This window comes from Kitasatospora sp. NPDC057542 (assembly GCF_042801945.1).
Lineage (GTDB): Bacteria > Actinomycetota > Actinomycetes > Streptomycetales > Streptomycetaceae > Kitasatospora.
Window position 1 is genome coordinate 1 of the sequence record NZ_JBHVFE010000159.1, and the last position, 17,876, is coordinate 17,876.

18 protein-coding genes are annotated in these 17,876 nt (G+C 72.0%); 16 read left to right on the forward strand and 2 right to left on the reverse strand.

Annotated features, from left to right (window positions below; all coding sequences use genetic code 11):
• Nucleotides 1-15: 15 nt before the first annotated feature.
• Nucleotides 16-1,662, reverse strand: coding sequence for a hypothetical protein (locus tag ACFU7Y_RS20805; protein ID WP_224278765.1), 1,647 nt, complete (start codon nt 1,660-1,662; stop codon nt 16-18).
• Nucleotides 1,663-1,856: 194 nt separating this feature from the next.
• Between ACFU7Y_RS20805 and ACFU7Y_RS20810 the strand changes: the two genes are divergently transcribed.
• Nucleotides 1,857-2,285, forward strand: coding sequence for a thiol-disulfide oxidoreductase DCC family protein (locus tag ACFU7Y_RS20810; RefSeq protein WP_224278763.1), 429 nt, complete (start codon nt 1,857-1,859; stop codon nt 2,283-2,285).
• Here ACFU7Y_RS20810 and ACFU7Y_RS20815 read toward each other — a convergent pair.
• Nucleotides 2,273-4,321 carry an elongation factor G-like protein EF-G2 gene (locus ACFU7Y_RS20815; RefSeq protein WP_224278761.1) on the reverse strand — a complete coding sequence of 683 codons (2,049 nt, stop codon included), beginning with the start codon at nt 4,319-4,321 and terminating at the stop codon, nt 2,273-2,275. The two genes, ACFU7Y_RS20810 and ACFU7Y_RS20815, sit on opposite strands and share 13 nt — an antisense overlap.
• A gap of 254 nt (nt 4,322-4,575) precedes the next feature.
• Between ACFU7Y_RS20815 and pgsA the strand changes: the two genes are divergently transcribed.
• The 15 genes from pgsA to ACFU7Y_RS20890 all read left to right on the forward strand — a co-directional run bounded on the left by pgsA (nt 4,576) and on the right by ACFU7Y_RS20890 (nt 17,838).
• Entirely contained in the window at nt 4,576-5,223 is a 648-nt protein-coding gene (gene pgsA, locus ACFU7Y_RS20820) for a phosphatidylinositol phosphate synthase (protein WP_224278759.1), read from the forward strand.
• Between the two features lie 16 nt (nt 5,224-5,239).
• A complete protein-coding gene (locus ACFU7Y_RS20825) occupies nt 5,240-6,202 on the forward strand; it encodes a phosphatidylinositol mannoside acyltransferase (protein ID WP_308020182.1) in 963 nt (320 codons plus the stop codon).
• A 52-nt stretch (nt 6,203-6,254) separates the two neighbouring features.
• Complete coding sequence (locus tag ACFU7Y_RS20830) at nt 6,255-7,436, forward strand: glycosyltransferase family 4 protein (protein WP_224278757.1); 1,182 nt, start codon at nt 6,255-6,257, stop codon at nt 7,434-7,436.
• 94 nt (nt 7,437-7,530) lie between these two features.
• Nucleotides 7,531-7,899, forward strand: a complete 369-nt coding sequence (locus ACFU7Y_RS20835; RefSeq protein ID WP_224278755.1) for a 5-carboxymethyl-2-hydroxymuconate Delta-isomerase — start codon at nt 7,531-7,533, stop codon at nt 7,897-7,899.
• A 74-nt stretch (nt 7,900-7,973) separates the two neighbouring features.
• Nucleotides 7,974-8,471, forward strand: a complete 498-nt coding sequence (locus ACFU7Y_RS20840; protein WP_380769212.1) for a hypothetical protein — start codon at nt 7,974-7,976, stop codon at nt 8,469-8,471.
• A 129-nt stretch (nt 8,472-8,600) separates the two neighbouring features.
• Nucleotides 8,601-9,512: a pyridoxal 5'-phosphate synthase lyase subunit PdxS gene (gene pdxS / locus ACFU7Y_RS20845; protein ID WP_224278753.1), complete on the forward strand. Its 912-nt coding sequence runs from the start codon at nt 8,601-8,603 to the stop codon at nt 9,510-9,512.
• Between the two features lie 93 nt (nt 9,513-9,605).
• Nucleotides 9,606-10,229 (forward strand): pyridoxal 5'-phosphate synthase glutaminase subunit PdxT, encoded by a 624-nt coding sequence (pdxT, locus tag ACFU7Y_RS20850; protein ID WP_224278751.1) that lies wholly within the window; start codon nt 9,606-9,608, stop codon nt 10,227-10,229.
• A gap of 99 nt (nt 10,230-10,328) precedes the next feature.
• Nucleotides 10,329-11,087 (forward strand): YebC/PmpR family DNA-binding transcriptional regulator, encoded by a 759-nt coding sequence (locus ACFU7Y_RS20855; RefSeq protein ID WP_049651428.1) that lies wholly within the window; start codon nt 10,329-10,331, stop codon nt 11,085-11,087.
• A gap of 156 nt (nt 11,088-11,243) precedes the next feature.
• Nucleotides 11,244-11,795 (forward strand): crossover junction endodeoxyribonuclease RuvC, encoded by a 552-nt coding sequence (gene ruvC, locus ACFU7Y_RS20860; RefSeq protein WP_224278790.1) that lies wholly within the window; start codon nt 11,244-11,246, stop codon nt 11,793-11,795.
• Nucleotides 11,792-12,403: a Holliday junction branch migration protein RuvA gene (gene ruvA / locus ACFU7Y_RS20865; RefSeq protein ID WP_224278749.1), complete on the forward strand. Its 612-nt coding sequence runs from the start codon at nt 11,792-11,794 to the stop codon at nt 12,401-12,403. Before ruvC ends, ruvA begins: the two co-directional genes overlap by 4 nt.
• Nucleotides 12,404-12,456: 53 nt before the next feature.
• Nucleotides 12,457-13,542: a Holliday junction branch migration DNA helicase RuvB gene (ruvB, locus tag ACFU7Y_RS20870; RefSeq protein ID WP_224278747.1), complete on the forward strand. Its 1,086-nt coding sequence runs from the start codon at nt 12,457-12,459 to the stop codon at nt 13,540-13,542.
• A 260-nt stretch (nt 13,543-13,802) separates the two neighbouring features.
• Nucleotides 13,803-14,204: a preprotein translocase subunit YajC gene (yajC, locus tag ACFU7Y_RS20875; protein ID WP_224278745.1), complete on the forward strand. Its 402-nt coding sequence runs from the start codon at nt 13,803-13,805 to the stop codon at nt 14,202-14,204.
• 147 nt (nt 14,205-14,351) lie between these two features.
• Nucleotides 14,352-16,142 (forward strand): protein translocase subunit SecD, encoded by a 1,791-nt coding sequence (gene secD, locus ACFU7Y_RS20880; RefSeq protein WP_380769211.1) that lies wholly within the window; start codon nt 14,352-14,354, stop codon nt 16,140-16,142.
• 4 nt (nt 16,143-16,146) lie between these two features.
• Nucleotides 16,147-17,241 carry a protein translocase subunit SecF gene (gene secF, locus ACFU7Y_RS20885; RefSeq protein WP_224281758.1) on the forward strand — a complete coding sequence of 365 codons (1,095 nt, stop codon included), beginning with the start codon at nt 16,147-16,149 and terminating at the stop codon, nt 17,239-17,241.
• A 45-nt stretch (nt 17,242-17,286) separates the two neighbouring features.
• Nucleotides 17,287-17,838, forward strand: coding sequence for an adenine phosphoribosyltransferase (locus tag ACFU7Y_RS20890; protein ID WP_224281760.1), 552 nt, complete (start codon nt 17,287-17,289; stop codon nt 17,836-17,838).
• Nucleotides 17,839-17,876: the final 38 nt, after the last annotated feature.

The window sequence follows — 17,876 nt, forward strand, 5'->3', positions numbered from 1 at the left end:
CCCATGCTCTCCGGATCAGCCGGCGTTGAAGGTGTCGACGTCGTACGGCCGGGGGCTCTGTGCCTCGGACTTGATGATCGAGGTGCGGTTCTTGAAGAAGCGGTCGGCGTCCAGGTCGTGCTCCTCCAGGAACTCCAGCGTGGCGGCGTGGACCGCGGCGAGCACCGGGACGGAGGCGTTCTGGGCGTTGTCGACCATGGAGCGGTTCTCCCAGGCCCGGCCGGCCCAGATGTGCCGCAGCCCGAACGGCTCCGGCAGGCCGAGCCCGCCACCGAGCCAGCCGAGCAGGCCGGGCATCCGGTAGAAGGGGGCGCGGACGGCCTGGCGGACGACCTCGTCGTTGTCGATCAGGGGGAGCTTGACGGTGCGCTCCTCCCAGAACTTCACGGTCTTGGAGACCGACTTCTCCTTGTCCTTCGGCTTGTCGAAGAAGACGCCCTTGACCGGGCCGAGCGCGTAGCCGGACACGGTGATGTTCAGGACGTTGGCGAGCAGGGTGACGGTGACGGTGAAGGTGAGGACCAGCTTGCCGTCGTGGGTGATGAACTGGGTGGCGAGGTAGTGCCGGGGGCCGCCGGAGAAGGTCTGCTTGTCGGCGACGCTCTGCACGGCGAAGTCGCGCATCCGGTCGCCGTCCATGTCGGCGCTGCCGGGGCGGCCGATCTCGTCGGCGCCCTCGCCGATGTCGAAGACCACCCACTGCTTGATGGCGACGTTGGGCATGCCGCTGTTGGCGACGTGGCTGACGCCGAGGCCCTTGAGGTGGGAGGAGATCCGGCGGATCAGGTCCCAGGGGTGGAAGGCGCGGAAGTCGACGTGGCCCTCGGCGGGGTGGAGGGTGTCGGCGAGGCGCCACTCGCCCCAGCGGCGGCCGGCACCGAGGATGCCCTTGGGGCCGGCGTAGTGGTGGATGTTGGTCTCCTGCTCGGCGTCCAGGCGGCCGAGCTTGTCGCGCAGGTCGGTGGCCTTCTTGTCGAGGTCGTCGCGGGGGACGGCCTTGGCGACGGAGGCGGCCACCGCGCTGCCCTCGACCAGTGCCTGCCATCGGGCGCGCAGGTCCTTGGCGGAGCGTTCGACGATCTGGCGGGCGAGGAACCAGCCGATGACCGGGGCGAGCATGGTGATGCGCAGGTAGATGCCGAGGAGGCCGTCGGCCGGCGGGCGCCACACGAACACGACGGCGAGGACGGCGGTCGCGGCGAGCACCAGGCCGCCGTAGATCTCCGCGTTCTTCGGGTTGTCCCGCTTGAGCCAGGCGCGGAGCTGGAAGGCGCCGAGCCAGATCAGGGTGCCGGGGAGGAAGAGCACGATGGTGGCGATGGAGACGGTGCTGAGCTGCCGGTCGCGGGTGTTGCGCAGTTCCTCGGCGGCCAGGCAGTGCTCGACGACCTGCCGGGTGTCGACTCCGAAGGCCGGGACGAGGGGTTTCCGGTCGCCGCCCAGGGCACGGGAGATCAGCGCCTTGCTGAACGCCTCGCCGAGGTTGGGCCGGAAGAGCGCGAAGCGGCCTTTCTTCACCTTGGCGTCGGTGACGGCGTCGACGAAGCCCTGGATCTCGCCGTCGCGGTAGGCGGTCGAGGAGAGCCCCTGGGTGATGGCGGTCTGCGGGCCGGCGTCGGTCCGGGGTATCTGCGCACCCGGGGTCATGTCGAGTGTGGTCACGGTGGCGTCCCTCCTCCCCTTGTCAGCGGCAGGTTACCGTGCCGTGGCACCCCCGCGCGGATGATCGTCTGAAGTGCCGTCACCGGAGGCCTGAGGGGCATGATGCCCAGGTTCGGAGGGGTCGATACCCGCCGAGGTGCCCCTGATGGTGGTGGGGCAGGATGGAGGGCGGGAGCGAGGAAAGGGGAGCGGCCGTGAAGGATCCGGTGCTGGTCTTCGACGGGGACTGTTCGTTCTGTTCGTCCTGCGTGCGCTGGGCGGAGCGGTACCTGCGGCAGACGCTGGCCTCGGGGGGCTGGGAGGCGGTGCCGTTCCAGTTCGCGGATCTGGCGGGGCTGGACGGGCGCGCCGGCGGCCGGGGTGAGGTGTCGGCCGAGCGGGCGGAGCGCGAGGTGCTCTGGGTGACGCCGACCGGCCGGGTGTACGGGGGCGCGCAGGCGGTTGCGCGGCTGCTGATGCGCTCCGGCGGGGCGTGGGCGTACCTGGGCGCGGTGTTGACGGCGGCGCCGGTGCGGCCGCTGGCGGGGCTGGCCTACCGCTGGGTTTCGCGCAACCGGCACCGGATGCCGGGGGGCACGGCGGCCTGCGCGCTGCCGAACCGGAAGTCCGCTCAGTCGGTGTAGCGCCCGGCCAGGGCGGCGGGCATGGGTTCGTGGCGCAGGTAGGCGCGGGAGAACTCGGCGGTGCCGTGGGTGAGCGAGCGCAGGTCGATCGGGTAGCGGACGAGTTCGAGTTCGGGCACCTCGGCGCGCAGCAGGGTGAGGCCGGTGCCGCCGGTCTCGGTGCCGAGGACGCGGCCGCGGCGGCCGGAGAGGTCGCCGAGGACGGCGCCGAGGTAGTCGTCGGGCAGCAGGACGCTGACGGCGGCGACGGGTTCGAGCAGGCGGATGACGGCGTGCTCGGCGGCGTCGCGCAGGGCGAGGGCGGCGGCGTTCTGGAAGGACGCGTCGGAGGAGTCGACGGAGTGCGCCTTGCCGTCGGTGAGGGTGACCCGGACGTCGACGAGCGGGTATCCGGTGGAGACGCCCTTGGCGAGCTGGGCGCGGACGCCCTTCTCGACGGAGGGGATGAAGTGCTTGGGGACGGCGCCGCCGACGACGTGCTCCTGGAACTCGAAGCCGGAGCCGGCCGGGAGCGGTTCGACCTCCAGGTCGCAGATGGCGTACTGGCCGTGGCCGCCGGACTGCTTGACCAGGCGGCCGTGGCCGGCGGCGGCGGTGCCGAAGGTCTCGCGCAGGGCGACCTTGGGCTCGACGGTGTCGACGTGGACGCCGTGGCGGGTGCGCAGGCGGTCGAGGACGACCTCGGCGTGGGCCTCGCCGGTGCACCAGAGGACGAGCTGGTGGGTGTCGGGGTTCTGTTCCAGGCGTAGCGCCGGGTCCTCGGCGGTGAGGCGGGAGAGGGCCTGGGAGAGCTTGTCGTCGTCGGCCTTGCTGTGGGCTTCGACGGCGATCGGGAGCAGCGGCTCGGGGAGGGTCCAGCCTTCGAGTGCGACGGGGTGGCCGGGGTCGTGGACGGTGTCGCCGGCCCGGGCGGTGGTGAGTTTGGCGGCGCAGACGAGGTCGCCGGCGATGGCGTGCGGGACGGGGCGCTGGAGCTTGCCGAAGGGACTGGTGAGGGCGGTGACGCGTTCGTCGCCGTTCTGGTCGGCGGTGTGGGCGGGGCCGTCGAGGTGGATCTTCGTGTCGGGGCGCAGGGTGCCGGCGTACAGGCGCAGCAGGCTGATCCGGCCGACGTAGGCGTCGCCGGTGACGCGGACGACCTGGGCGGCGAGCGGGGCGTCGGGGTCGCACTCGGGGGCGGGGCGGGTGCGTTCGGTGGGGTCGGGGAAGGTGTGCGCGATGAGGTCGAGGAGTTCGGCGGCGCCGAGGCCGTTCTCGCTGGTGGGGACGGCGGGGTGGAGGGCGCAGGAGAGGACCTCGCGGCGCAGGCCGGCTTCGAGGGAGTCGGTGTCGAGGGGGGCGCCGGAGAGGTAGCGCTCCATGAGGGTGTCGTCCTGGCCGGAGATGGCCTCGACGAGGCTGTCGTGGGCGGGCGTGGTGTCGGGCAGGGGTTCGGCGTCGCCGTAGGTGTCGCCGGTGAGGAGGTCGACGCTGCCGTCGGGGTGTCCGTCGTGGAGGACCGGCTGGAAGAGCGGGCGGAGGGTGTCCGGGCCCAGGCCGAAGGCGTCGTGGCAGGCGGTGAGGATGTCGTCGAAGCCGGTGCGGGCGAGGTCGAGTTTGGCGACGGCGATGGCGCGGGGGATGCCTTCGGCGGCGCATTCGCGCCACAGGGCGCGGGTGGGGGCGGTGACCGGGTCGGTGGCGGAGACGACGAAGACGGCGGCGTCGGCGGCGTGCAGGGCGGCGCGCAGGTCGGCGGTGAAGTCGGGGTGGCCGGGCGGGTCGATCAGGTTGATCTTGACGCCCTTCCATTCGAGCGGGAGGAGGGCGAGCTGGACGGAGCGCTGCTGCTGGTGCTCGATGTCCTCGTGGTCGGAGACGGTGGTGCCGTCGGTGACCCGGCCGGCCCGGCCGATGGCGCCGGCGGCGAGGGCGAGGGATTCGGCGAGAGTGGTCTTGCCCACACCGCTGGAGCCGATGAGGACGACGTTGCGCAGGTCCTGCGGGCCGGTGACGGCGGGTGCCTGGCCGGCTCGTGCCGTGCTGCGGTCGGGCATCGGGGTCTCCTCCCGTGGCGCCGAGGCTGTCCTTCGCAGTCTAGGGTCGGGTGTCGCGGTGGCGCGTGTCGTACGGCCGGTCGGTGACCGCACGTGTGCGTGCGGTGGCGGGGGTGGCGTGCGGCGGTGCGTGCGCCGGAGCGTGCCCCCGGCGTGGCTACGATGGGTGGGCCGGACGGGCTGATCCGCCCGGCCGTCTGCTGCGCGTGCTGCGCCAGGCGGGTATCTGGGAGATCGGAGCGGCTGGGAAGGCCATGCTCAACAAATACGCGCGTGCCTTCTTCACACGTGTCCTGACCCCGTTCGCCGCGTTCCTGATCCGCCTGGGCGTGAGCCCGGACGCCGTGACGCTGATCGGTACCGCCGGTTCGGTGGCCGGTGCGCTGGTGTTCTTCCCGCGAGGGGAGTTCTTCTGGGGCACCATCACGATCACGCTGTTCATCTTCTCGGACCTGGTGGACGGGAACATGGCCCGCCAGCTGGGCCGGAGCACGAAGTGGGGGGCGTTCCTCGACTCCACCCTGGACCGGGTCGCGGATGCGGCGATCTTCGGCGGCCTGGCGATGTGGTACGCGGGCAAGGGTGACAACAACCTGCTCTGCGCAGTGGCGATCTTCTGCCTGGCGAGCGGTCTGGTGGTGTCGTACACCAAGGCGCGGGCGGAGAGCCAGGGTCTGCCGTGCGACGTGTCGGGGCTGGTGGAGCGGGCCGAGCGGCTGGTGGCCAGTCTGGTGGCGGCCGGTGTCGCGGGTCTGCACAAGTTCGGTGTGCCGTACGTGGAGTGGCTGCTGCCGGTGGCGCTGTGGCTGGTGGCGGCGGGCAGCCTGGTGACGGTGTTCCAGCGGATGCTGACCGTGCGCCGGGAGGCGTTCGAGGCCGACCGAGCGGCGGCCGGGAGCTGATGGGGGGCGTCCTGCGGTGACGGACCGACTGGTGTACTGGGCGTACGCGCTGGGGTGGGGGCTGCTGAAGCACCTGCCGGAGCCGATGGCCCGGGGGCTGTTCGACCGGCTGGCGGACTACGTGTGGCGCAAGCGCGGCAAGCGGGTGCTCCAGCTGGAGGCGAACCTGCGGCGGGTCCGTCCGGGGCTGGACGAGGCCGCGATGCGGGAGCTCTCCCGGGCCGGGATGCGCTCGTACCTGCGGTACTGGATGGAGTCGTTCCGGCTGCCGGTGTGGAGCCGGGAGCGGGTGGCCCGGGACGTCCAGGTGGGCGGCTTCGAGAACCTGCGGGCGGCGATGGAGTCCGGACGGGGCGCGGTGATCGCGCTGCCGCACATGGGCAACTGGGACCTCGCGGGGACCTGGGTGGCGCAGCAGGGCTACCCGTTCACCACGGTCGCGGAGCGGTTGAAGCCGGAGCGGCTGTTCGACCGGTTCGTGGCGTTCCGGGAGGGCCAGGGCATGGAGGTCCTGGCGCTGACCGGTGGTTCGGTGAACGTGATCGGCACGCTGGCGAGGCGGCTGCGCGAGGGCCGGCTGGTCTGTCTGGTGGGGGACCGGGACCTGTCGGAGGCGGGCATCGGGGTGTCGTTCTTCGGCGAGCCGACCCGGATGCCGGCCGGTCCGGCGGCGCTGTGCCAGCGGACCGGGGCGGCGCTGCTGCCCGTGACGCTCTGGTACGACGGCCCGGTGCTGCGGGGGCGGATCCACCCCGAGGTGCCGGTGCCCGAGGAGGGCGACCGCAAGGAGCGCACCCGGGCGATGACCCAGGCGATGGCGGAGGTGTGGGAGCGGGGCATCCGCGAGCACCCGCAGGACTGGCACATGCTGCAGCGGTTCTGGCCGGCCGACCTGCCGGCCCGCGAGACGGTGGAGGCGGTGCCCGCGGAGCGCGCGGAGGCGGCGCCGGAGCCCGCGGCCGAGGCCTCCGGGGCCTGACCCGTCCTGTCCGTCCCGCCCGCACGACTGTCCGAAGGAGCTTGAGGAACCCGTGAAGATCGGCATCGTCTGCCCGTACGACTGGGACGTCCCCGGTGGGGTGCAGTTCCACATCCGGGACCTGGCCGAGCACCTGATCGGTCTGGGGCACGAGGTGTCGGTGCTGGCGCCGGCCGAGGACGACGAGGCGCTGCCGCCGTACGTGGTTCCGGCCGGGCGGTCGGTGGCGGTGCCGTACAACGGGTCGGTGGCGCGGCTGAGCTTCGGGATCCTGTCGGCGGCGAGGGTGCGGCGCTGGCTGCACGACGGGCGCTTCGACATCCTGCACGTGCACGAGCCGGCCGCGCCGAGCCTGTCGATGCTGGCCGCCTGGTCGGCGACCGGGCCGATGGTGGGGACCTTCCACACCTCCAACCCGAGGTCGCGGGTGATGATCGCGGCCTCGCCGATCCTCCAGCCGGGGTTGGAGAAGATGCGGGCCCGGATCGCGGTGTCGGAGTACGCCCGGCGCACGCTGGTGGAGCACCTCGGCGGGGACGCGGTGGTGATCCCGAACGGCGTGGACGTGGGCTTCTTCGCCGAGGCCGAGCCGGACGAGCGCTGGACCGGCGGCGCGGCGAAGGGGGAGCCGGGCACGATCGGCTTCATCGGCCGGATCAACGAGCCGCGCAAGGGCCTGCCGACGCTGCTGGCGGCGCTGCCGAGGATCCTGGCGGAGCGGCCGGGGGTGCGGCTGCTGGTGGCGGGCAAGGGCGACGAGGAGGAGGCCGTCGCGGGCCTGGCGCCGGAGGTGCGCCGGCAGGTGGAGTTCCTCGGCATGGTGAGCGACCGGGACAAGGCCCGGCTGCTGCGCAGCGTGGACCTGTACGTGGCGCCGAACACCGGGGGCGAGAGCTTCGGGATCATCCTGGTCGAGGCGATGTCCGCGGGCGCGCCGGTGCTGGCGAGCGACCTGGACGCGTTCAAGCAGGTGCTGGACGGCGGGGACGCGGGGGAGCTGTTCCCGGTGGAGGACGCGGACGCGCTGGCCCGTACGGCGCTGCGGTTGCTGGGCGATCCGGCGCGGCTGGAGGAGCTGCGGGAGGCGGCGTCGCGGCACGTGCGGCGGTTCGACTGGTCGACGGTCGGCGCGGACATCCTGGCGGTGTACGAGACCGTGACGGCCGGCGAGGCGGTGGTCGAGGAGGACGTGCGCAACGGGCGACGCGGCCGGTTCGGACTGGCCCGGGACTAGCCGGTTCGGGCTGCGCCCGGCACCCCGCGGTGGCGCCGGGTGCCGGCGGAGTTAGGGTCGGTCGTCCGCACCACTGCGATTCACGGGGGCAACGATGCCGCAGATCTCCGTCGACTACTCGGCCGACCTGGCCGGCACCTTCGACCGCCGGGGCCTCGGCCTGGCGATCAACCGGCTGGCGGAGGCGACGATCGACGCGAAGCCGGAGTCCTGCAAGACGGTGTTCCGGCAGAGCGAGGTGCTGGTGGTCGGCACCAGCGGGGCCGCCGCCGACACCCAGGTGTTCGTGGAGTTCCAGATCTTCCCGGGCCGCACGCCGGAGGCGAAGGCGGCGCTGAGCGAGGGCGTGCTGGCGCTGCTGGCCCGGTACGTCCGGCCGAAGCCGGGCACCCGGCTGTTCACGGCGGTGGACATCGCGGACATCGACCGGGAGAGCTACCGGAACGCGACCGCTCAGGGCTGAACCGGTGACACCGGGTAACGTAGCGGCCCGTGACTACCTGGATCTGGGCCGGCGTGGCCGTGGTGCTGTTCGGCATGTACCTGAGTTGGACGGCCGGTCGGTTGGACCGGCTGCACGCCCGGATCGACGCCGCGCGGGCGGCGCTGGACGCGCAGCTGGTCCGGCGGGCCTCGGTGGCGATGGAGCTGGCGACGTCGTCGTTGCTGGACCCGGCGGCCTCGCTGCTGCTGGACGCGGCGCACGCGGCCCGGCAGGCCGAGGACGACCAGCGCGAGGTGGCGGAGAGTCAGTTGAGCCTGGCGCTGCGGGCGGTGTTCGAGGAGCCGGCGCAGGTGGCGGCGCTGATGGCCGAGCCGGGGGGCGAGGACGCGGTTCGTGATCTGACGGCCGCGGTGCGGCGGGTGCCGATGGCCCGACGGTTCCACAACGACGCGGTGCGGGCGGCGCGGGCGGTGCGCGAGCACCGGCTGGTGCGGTACTTCCGGCTGGCGGGGAAGGCGCCGTTCCCGTTGGCGTTCGAGATGGACGATGCTCCGCCTCCCGCTCTTACACCCGAAGGGGCGCCTGCTTAAGGTGTCCCCCGGATACGGCCCGTTTGTCGTATCCCGTCGTCCGGGCTGGACTTGGTGGCGCATGAATGGGCCACCCGGTCTGCCTACCATAGGGCGATAGCACTGATTCATCTTCGAGTGAGGTCTCACGTGTCCACCAGCCCCACCACCGCAGACCAGCCGCAGATCGGTACCGCCCGGGTCAAGCGCGGCATGGCCGAGCAGCTCAAGGGCGGTGTGATCATGGACGTGGTCAACGCCGAGCAGGCCAAGATCGCCGAGGACGCCGGCGCGGTGGCCGTCATGGCCCTGGAGCGGGTTCCGGCGGACATCCGCAAGGACGGCGGCGTGGCCCGCATGTCCGACCCGAACATGATCGAGGAGATCATCGAGGCGGTCTCCATCCCGGTGATGGCCAAGTCCCGCATCGGTCACTTCGTCGAGGCCCAGGTGCTCCAGTCGCTGGGTGTCGACTACATCGACGAGTCCGAGGTGCTGACCCCGGCCGACGAGGTCAACCACTCGGACAAGTGGGCCTTCACCACCCCCTTCGTCTGTGGCGCCACCAACCTGGGCGAGGCCCTGCGCCGCATCGCCGAGGGCGCGGCCATGATCCGCTCGAAGGGTGAGGCCGGCACCGGCAACGTCGTCGAGGCCGTTCGCCACCTGCGCCAGATCAAGAACGAGATCGGCCACCTGCGCGCCCTGGACCACAACGAGCTGTACGCCGCCGCCAAGGAGCTGCGCGCCCCGTACGAGCTGGTCAAGGAGGTCGCCGAGCTCGGCAAGCTGCCGGTCGTGCTGTTCTCCGCCGGTGGCGTGGCCACCCCGGCCGACGCCGCGCTGATGCGCCAGCTGGGCGCCGAGGGCGTCTTCGTCGGCTCCGGCATCTTCAAGTCGGGCGACCCGGCCAAGCGCGCCGCCGCCATCGTGAAGGCCACCACCTTCTTCGACGACCCGAAGATCATCGCGGACGCCTCCCGCAACCTGGGCGAGGCCATGGTCGGCATCAACTGCGACACCCTGCCGGAGACCGAGCGCTACGCCAACCGCGGCTGGTAGTCGCCATCCTTCGAGCCGGCCCGCCGCAGCGCCTCGGTGCGCGGCGGGCCGCTCCACGTAGTCCGTCGTAACGATCGATTGAGGTTGAAGACCGTGAGCACTCCTGTCATCGGCGTCCTCGCCCTCCAGGGCGACGTTCGCGAGCACCTGGTGGCGCTGGCCGAGGCCGACGCGCTCGCCCGTCCGGTGCGCCGCGCCGAGGAGCTGGCCGAGGTCGACGCGCTGGTGATCCCCGGCGGGGAGTCCACCACCATGTCCAAGCTGGCGCTGCTGTTCGGCGTGATGGACCCGCTGCGCGAGCGGGTCGCCGCCGGGATGCCGGTCTACGGCACCTGCGCGGGCATGATCATGCTGGCGGACAAGATCCTGGACGGCCGGGAGGACCAGGAGACCGTCGGCGGCATCGACATGACGGTGCGCCGCAACGCCTTCGGCCGCCAGAACGAGTCCTTCGAGTCCGGGATCGACTTCGCGGGCCTGGACGACGCCCCGGTGCACGGCGTCTTCATCCGCGCCCCCTGGGTCGAGGCGGTCGGCGCGGGCGTCACGGTACTGGCCGAGCTGCCCGCCGCGGACGGCCCGGAGAGCCGGATCGTGGCGGTGCGCCAGGGCAACCTGCTGGCCACGTCCTTCCACCCGGAGCTGACCGGCGACCACCGGGTGCACGCGTACTTCGTGCGGATGGCCGAGGAGCACCTGGCGGAGGCCGCGCGCTGACCGTGTCGGCCGTGCGCTGACCGTGTGCGCCTTACCGGTGACGACACCGGTAAGATCTCATCTGTTTCATTTCCCTTTGGCGACGTAAAGGAGCTGGCGATGTCCGGCCACTCTAAGTGGGCTACCACCAAGCACAAGAAGGCCGTGATCGACGCCAAGCGCGGCAAGCTCTTCGCCAAGATGATCAAGAACATCGAGGTGGCGGCGCGCACCGGCGGTCCCGACCCGGCGGGCAACCCGACCCTCTACGACGCCATCCAGAAGGCGAAGAAGAGCTCGGTCCCGATCGACAACATCAACCGCGCCGTCAAGCGCGGTGGCGGTCTGGAGGCCGGCGGCGCCGACTACCAGACCATCATGTACGAGGGCTACGGCCCGAACGGCGTCGCGGTCCTGATCGAGTGCCTCACCGACAACCGCAACCGCGCCGCCTCCGACGTGCGCGTCGCGATGACCCGCAACGGCGGCTCGATGGCCGACCCGGGTTCGGTGTCGTACCTGTTCACCCGCAAGGGTGTCGTCATCGTCCCCAAGGCCGACGGCGTGGACGAGGACAAGCTGTTCGAGGTCGTCCTGGACCAGGAGCCGGAGGAGATCAACGACCTCGGCGACTCGTTCGAGATCGTCTCCGAGGCCTCGAAGATGGTCGCCGTGCGCACCGCGCTGGTCGACGCCGGTGTCGACTACGACTCGGCCGAGGCCAACTTCCTCCCCAGCATGCAGGTCGAGCTGGACGTCGACGGCGCCCGCAAGATCCTCAAGCTGATCGACGCGCTGGAGGACAGCGACGACGTGCAGAACGTCTTCGCCAACTTCGACATCTCCGACGAGGTCGGCGCGCAGCTCGACGCCGAGTGATCACTGCCCAGTGATCGTCGGTGAGTGACCGTTCTCACTGCCCGGCCCGGTGGTCCCTGGACCACCGGGCCGGTGTCGTCGGCGGGGTTGTCGGACCCGGACGGTAGCCTTCGCAGGTCGCCTCCGGGCGGCGATCGACGAGAGGCGGGGCGAGTGGTGCGGGTACTGGGCGTGGACCCGGGGCTGACCAGGTGCGGAGTCGGCGTGGTCGAGGGTGCGCCGGGCCGGCCGCTGCGGATGGCCGGGGTCGGTGTGGTGCGCACCCCCGCCGACGCCGAGATCGGGCAGCGGCTGCTCCAGGTCGAGCAGGGCATCGAGGCCTGGCTGGACGAGCACCGGCCCGACCTGGTCGCCGTCGAGCGGGTCTTCGCCCAGCACAACGTCCGCACCGTGATGGGCACCGCCCAGGCCAGCGCCGTCGCGATGCTCTGCGCCACCCGGCGCGGCATCCCCGTCACCCTGCACACCCCCAGCGAGGTCAAGGCCGCCGTCACCGGCTCCGGTCGGGCCGACAAGGCGCAGGTCACTGCCATGGTCCAGCGCCTGCTGCGGCTGGACGCGCCGCCCAAACCCGCCGACGCCGCCGACGCGCTGGCGCTGGCCATCTGCCACATCTGGCGCGGTGGGGCGACCAACCGGCTGGAGGCCGCCGTCCGGGCCGCCCGCGCCACCCCCCGTTCCACCTCCCTGAAAGGCACCGTCCGATGATCGCCTTCGTGCAAGGGCCCGTGGCGGCCATCTCCTCCGGGATCGCGGTGGTCGAGGTCGGCGGCGTCGGCATGGCCGTGCAGTGCACCCCGAACACCCTGGCCGGGCTGCGGCTGGGCGAGCCGGCCCGGCTCGCCACCTCGCTGGTGGTCCGGGAGGACTCGCTGACCCTGTTCGGCTTCGCGGACGACGACGAGCGCGCCGTGTTCGAGATCCTCCAGGCCGCGCCCGGCGTCGGCCCCAAGCTGGCGCAGGCGATCCTCGGCGTGCACAGCCCCGACGCGCTGCGCGCCGCGGTCGCCGGCAGCGACGAGAAGGCGCTGGTCGCGGTGCCGGGCATCGGGAAGGCCAAGGCGGCCAAGCTGCTGCTGGAGTACAAGGACAAGCTCGGTGCCCCGCACGGCGCCGTCCCCGCGCAGAAGCCGATTGCGACCGGCCCGGCGCCGTGGAGCGAGCAGCTGCACTCCGCGCTGACCGGCCTCGGCTACGCCCCGCGCGAGGCGGACGAGGCGGTCGCGGCCGTCACCCCGGAGGCCGAGGCGCAGGCGACGCCGGACGTCGGCGCCCTGCTCCGGCTCGCCCTGCGCGGGCTCAACCGCGCCCGCTGACCATCTGCCGATCTGTCCTTTTGTCGACACTGGAGACTCTGGAGCCCGCGACGATGTACGACCCGGAACCCGCCGACCGGCTGGTCACGGCTGCCGCCGACGGTGAGGACCAGGCGGTGGAGGCGGCGCTGCGCCCCAAGCAGCTGGACGAGTTCATCGGCCAGGAGCGGGTGCGCGAGCAGCTGTCGCTGGTGCTCCAGGCCGCCCGCAAGCGCGGCAGCGCGCCCGACCACGTGCTGCTGAGCGGGCCGCCCGGGCTCGGCAAGACCACCCTGTCCATGATCATCGCCGCCGAGCTGGGCGCCCCGATCCGGATCACCTCCGGCCCGGCCATCCAGCACGCCGGGGACCTCGCGGCGATCCTCTCCTCGCTCACCGAGGGCGAGGTGCTCTTCCTCGACGAGATCCACCGGATGTCCCGGCCGGCCGAGGAGATGCTCTACATGGCGATGGAGGACTTCCGGGTCGACGTGATCGTCGGCAAGGGTCCGGGCGCCACCGCCATCCCCCTGGAGCTGCCGCCCTTCACGCTGGTCGGTGCCACCACCCGGGCCGGCCTGCTGCCGCCGCCGCTGCGCGACCGCTTCGGTTTCACCGGGCACATGGAGTTCTACGCCCCGGCCGAGCTCCAGCGGGTGGTGCACCGCTCGGCCGCGCTGCTGGACGTGGAGATAGACCCGGCCGGCGCGGCCGAGATTGCCGGGCGCTCGCGCGGCACCCCGCGGATCGCCAACCGGCTGCTGCGCCGGGTCCGCGACTACGCCCAGGTCCGGCACGACGGCCAGGTCACCGCGGGGATCGCCGCCCAGGCGCTGGACGTCTACGAGGTGGACGCCCGTGGCCTGGACCGGCTGGACCGCGCGGTGCTGGACGCGCTGCTGCGGCTGTTCGGCGGCGGCCCGGTCGGTTTGTCGACACTCGCGGTCGCCGTGGGGGAGGAGTCCGAGACGGTCGAGGAGGTCGCCGAGCCCTTCCTGGTCCGCGAGGGCCTGCTCGCCCGCACTCCGCGCGGCCGGATCGCCACCGCGGCCGCGTGGCAGCACCTCGGCCTGACTCCCCCGGCACAGACCCCGCCGGCCCAGACCACTCGCGGAGGTGTTCCGGCGCAGCCGGAGCTGTTCCCCGCCGACGAAAGTTGACCGCCATCGGCTGAACGGGTGACTCCGGCGGGTCGGTTCCCACCCGGCGCTTCCGTGGTGGCACGGTGAGACGCCAGGAGCGGCGTCCGGGGAAACCGTGCAGGCGGAGGGTCGCCACTTTCGGCGGCAGGATGCGATGCTTGGCGTTGTCCGATCGATTCGGGGTCGCCTAGACTCCGCCGGACCGCCCCTCTCACCTGACGGGCCGACCAATACCACACAGGCCGCCGGCCGGCGGCCCGTAAAGGACCCTGGCTGCAGTGAACCTCATCATCCTTCTCCTCCCGATCATCGCGATCGTGCTCATGTTCCGGTCGCAGAAGAAGCGCCAGCAGCAGATGCAGCAGATGCAGACCGCGCTGGAGCCCGGGGCGGGGGTGCGCACCATCGGTGGCCTGTACGCCCAGGTGAAGGCGGTCAACGAGGAGACCGTCGAGCTGGAGATCGCGCCCGGCGTGGTCACCCACTTCACCAAGAGCGCCATCGCGGCCGTCCTGGAGCCCCAGGAGTACGACGCGATCATCAACGGCCGCCCCGCCGATGACGAGCTGCCCGAGCCGGAGGCCGAGGACGCCGAGCCGGTCGAGGACAAGCCGCTGACGCTCACCAAGGACAGCGCCGAGAAGGGCGATGCCGAGGGCGGGGCTCCCGCGAGCAAGTAGTACGGCCGGGCAACCCGCCCGGTCGCGCGGCGCAGTGCCGCGAGCCCACAGGACCTCAGGGCCGCCCAACCGCCGTACCCCCGTCCCGACATCCGCCGGCCGGGGGTACGGCCGGGGAAGTGGCATGGACAGGGAGAAACGAGCAAGGTGGCAACACCCAAGTCGCGCCCGCGCGACGGCTACCCAGGGCGGGCGCTGGCCCTCATCCTGGTCGTCACCGTCGGACTGGTCGCCCTCATGTTCGGGAACGGCACCACCAAGCCCCGGCTCGGGATCGATCTCGCCGGTGGCACCAGCATCACGCTGACCGCGAAGTCGACCGACCCCAAGGCGCTCACCAAGTCCAACATGGACATCGCCGTCGGGATCATCGAGCGCCGCGTCAACGGGATGGGTGTCTCCGAGGCGGAGGTCCAGACCCAGGGCTCGGACACGATCATCGTGAACATCCCCAAGGGCGGCGACCGGCAGAACGCGGCGGACCAGGTGGGTACCACCGCCAAGCTGTTCTTCCGCCCGGTCCTGGCCGTGGCCCCCAGCGGCGTCACCGCTCCGGCGCCGACCGACACCCCGTCCGCGGGCGCCACCGGCACCCCGGGGGCGACCCCGTCCGCCGGCGCCACCCCGTCCGCGACCGCGAGCGCCACCAAGCAGGGCCGCGCCGCGAGCGAGGCGCTGGCCGCCGAGGGCGCCAGCCCGACCGCCGCCGCCACCGGCGCCGCGCCCTCCGCCACCGGCAGCGCGGCCCCGGCCACCGGCGCCCCGAGCGCCCCGGCCACCCCGCCGAGCGCCGCCGACCTCAGCGCCGCGATGACCCAGGGCACCGTGCCGCCGGAGCTGGCCTCCGCGTTCGCCGCCCTGGACTGCTCCAAGCCCGAGGTCCGCGCCGCCCAGACTGGCGCCGACGACAAGCCCGTCGTCGCCTGCTCCCAGAAGGCCGAGAAGGGCTACTACGAGAAGCTGGCCCTCGGCCCCGTGGCCGTGAAGGGCTCGGACGTCGAGAAGGCCCAGGCCGGCATCGACACCCAGACCGGCGCGGGCTGGCAGGTCCAGCTCCAGTTCAACGGCGCCGGCACCGACGCCTTCTCGAAGATCACCGGCCAGCTGGCCACCCAGACCCCGCCGACCAACCAGTTCGCCATCGTGCTGGACAACCAGGTCGTCTCCCACCCGCAGGTCAACGGCCCGATCCCGGGCGGCAGCGCGGTCATCACCGGCCAGTTCAAGCAGACCGAGGCGCAGGACCTCGCCAACGTGCTGGGCTACGGCGCCCTGCCGCTGGAGTTCAGCAAGAGCGACATCACCACCGTCTCCCCGGCGCTCGGCAGCGACCAGCTCAAGGCCGGTCTGGTTGCCGGCGCGATCGGCATGATCCTGGTGGTCGCCTACTCGCTGGTCTACTACCGCGGCCTCGGCCTGGTCTCGATCGCCGGTCTGCTCGTCTCGGCGGCCCTGACCTACTCGATCATGAGCCTGCTCGGCAGTGCGATCGGCTTCGCGCTGAACCTGCCGGCGGTCTGTGGTGCGATCGTCGCGATCGGTATCACCGCCGACTCCTTCATCGTGTACTTCGAGCGCATCCGCGACGAGGTCCGCGAGGGCGCCCCGCTGCGCCCGGCGGTCCAGCGGGCCTGGCCGCGCGCCCGGCGCACCATCCTGGTCTCGGACTTCGTGTCCTTCCTCTGTGCCGCCGTGCTCTACGTGGTCTCGGTCGGCAAGGTCCAGGGCTTCGCGTTCACCCTGGGTCTGACCACGGCGCTCGACGTCGTGGTGATCTTCCTCTTCACCAAGCCGCTGATCACGCTGCTGGCCCGCCGGAAGTTCTTCCTGAACGGTCACCCGTGGTCCGGCCTGGACCCGAAGCGGCTGGGCGCCCGCCCGCCGCTGCGCAGCAGCCGTCGCCGTAGCCCCTCCTCTGCCGCCGTGAAGGAGGCCTGACACCGTGTCACGCTTCTCCAACCTGGGCCACCGGCTCTACCAGGGCGAAGTCAGCTTCGACTTCGTCGGTCGCCGCAAGCTCTGGTACTCCATCTCCGGCGTGATCGTGCTGGTCGCGGCGATCGGCCTGACCATGGGCCTGCACCTGGGCATCGAGTTCAAGGGCGGCTCGGTCTACACCGTGGCCAAGCCGGGGCTGACGGTCTCCCAGGCGCAGGACACCGCGAACGGGGTCGTCTCCTCGCACCCGCTGGTCCAGTCGACCGAAAACGGCAAGATCCGCATCCAGGTCAGCACCGAGGAGCCGAAGAGCTCGGACGAGATCCGCTCCGAGCTCTCGCAGAAGCTCGGCGTGCCGCTGGACACCGTCGAGGCCCAGGTGATCGGCCCCAGCTGGGGCAAGCAGATCTCCCAGAAGGCGCTCACCGGTCTGATCGTCTTCATGATCCTGGTGACGGTCTACCTGGCGATCGCCTTCGAGTGGCGGATGGCGGTGTCCGCCCTGGTCGCCCTCATCCACGACCTCCTGATCACCATCGGCGTGTACGCCCTGGTGGGCTTCGAGGTCACCCCGGGTACGGTGATCGGCTTCCTGACCATCCTCGGTTACTCGCTCTACGACACGGTCGTCGTCTTCGACACCGTGAAGGAGAACACCAAGGGGATCACCAAGCAGAACAAGCTCACCTACAGCGAGGCGGCCAACGCGGGCCTCAACCAGACCCTGGTGCGCTCGCTCAACACCACCGTGGTGGCGCTGCTGCCGGTCGCCGCGCTGCTGTTCATCGGTGGCGGCATCCTGGGCGCCGGCACCCTGAACGACATCTCGCTCGCGCTGTTCATCGGTCTCGCGGCCGGTGCCTACTCCTCGATCTGCGTCGCCACCCCGCTGCTGGCGCAGCTCAAGGAGGAGCAGCCGGAGATGAAGGCGCTGCGCAAGCGGGTCCTGCAGCACCGGGCCGCCAAGGCCGAGGCGGCGGACGCCGTCGCGGTGGACGGGGAGCCGACGGGCGAGGAGCAGCCTGCGGGTATGGTCGGACAGCGCGGCCGGTCGGCCGGCACCACCCGTGCCAAGGGCCGTCCGTCCACCAAGCGCTGACCCCGGCCGCGACCCCGAGGCCCCACCACCGTGAAGGACAGAACCGTGACCACCGCCGACACCGCACTGGCCGAGCTGCTGAACAGCCGGATCCGGGACGTCCCGGACTACCCGAAGCCGGGTGTGCTGTTCAAGGACATCGCGCCGCTGCTCGCCGACGCCGAAGCCTTCGGCGCCCTCACCCGGGCGCTGGCGGACCGGGCCGCGGAGCTGGGTGCGACCAAGGTGGTGGGCCTGGAGGCGCGCGGCTTCGTGCTGGCGGCCCCGGCGGCCTTCGCGGCCGGGCTCGGCTTCGTGCCGATCCGCAAGCAGGGCAAGCTGCCCGGCGAGGTGTTCCGGCGTTCGTACGAGCTGGAGTACGGCTCGGCGACGCTGGAGGTGCAGTGCGACGCCTTCGCGCCCGGTGAGCGGGTGCTGGTGGTGGACGACGTGCTGGCCACCGGTGGCACCATCGGCGCCTCGCTGGACCTGGTGAAGGAGGCCGGGGCCCAGCTGGTGGGCGTCGTGGTGCTGATGGAGCTGGGCTTCCTGGACGGCCGCGAGCGGTTGGCCGGGCACCTCGACGGCGCTCCGCTGGAGACGCTGGTCACGATCTGAGGGACCTGTCGGGAGGACGGCGGTCGGAACATCCGTCC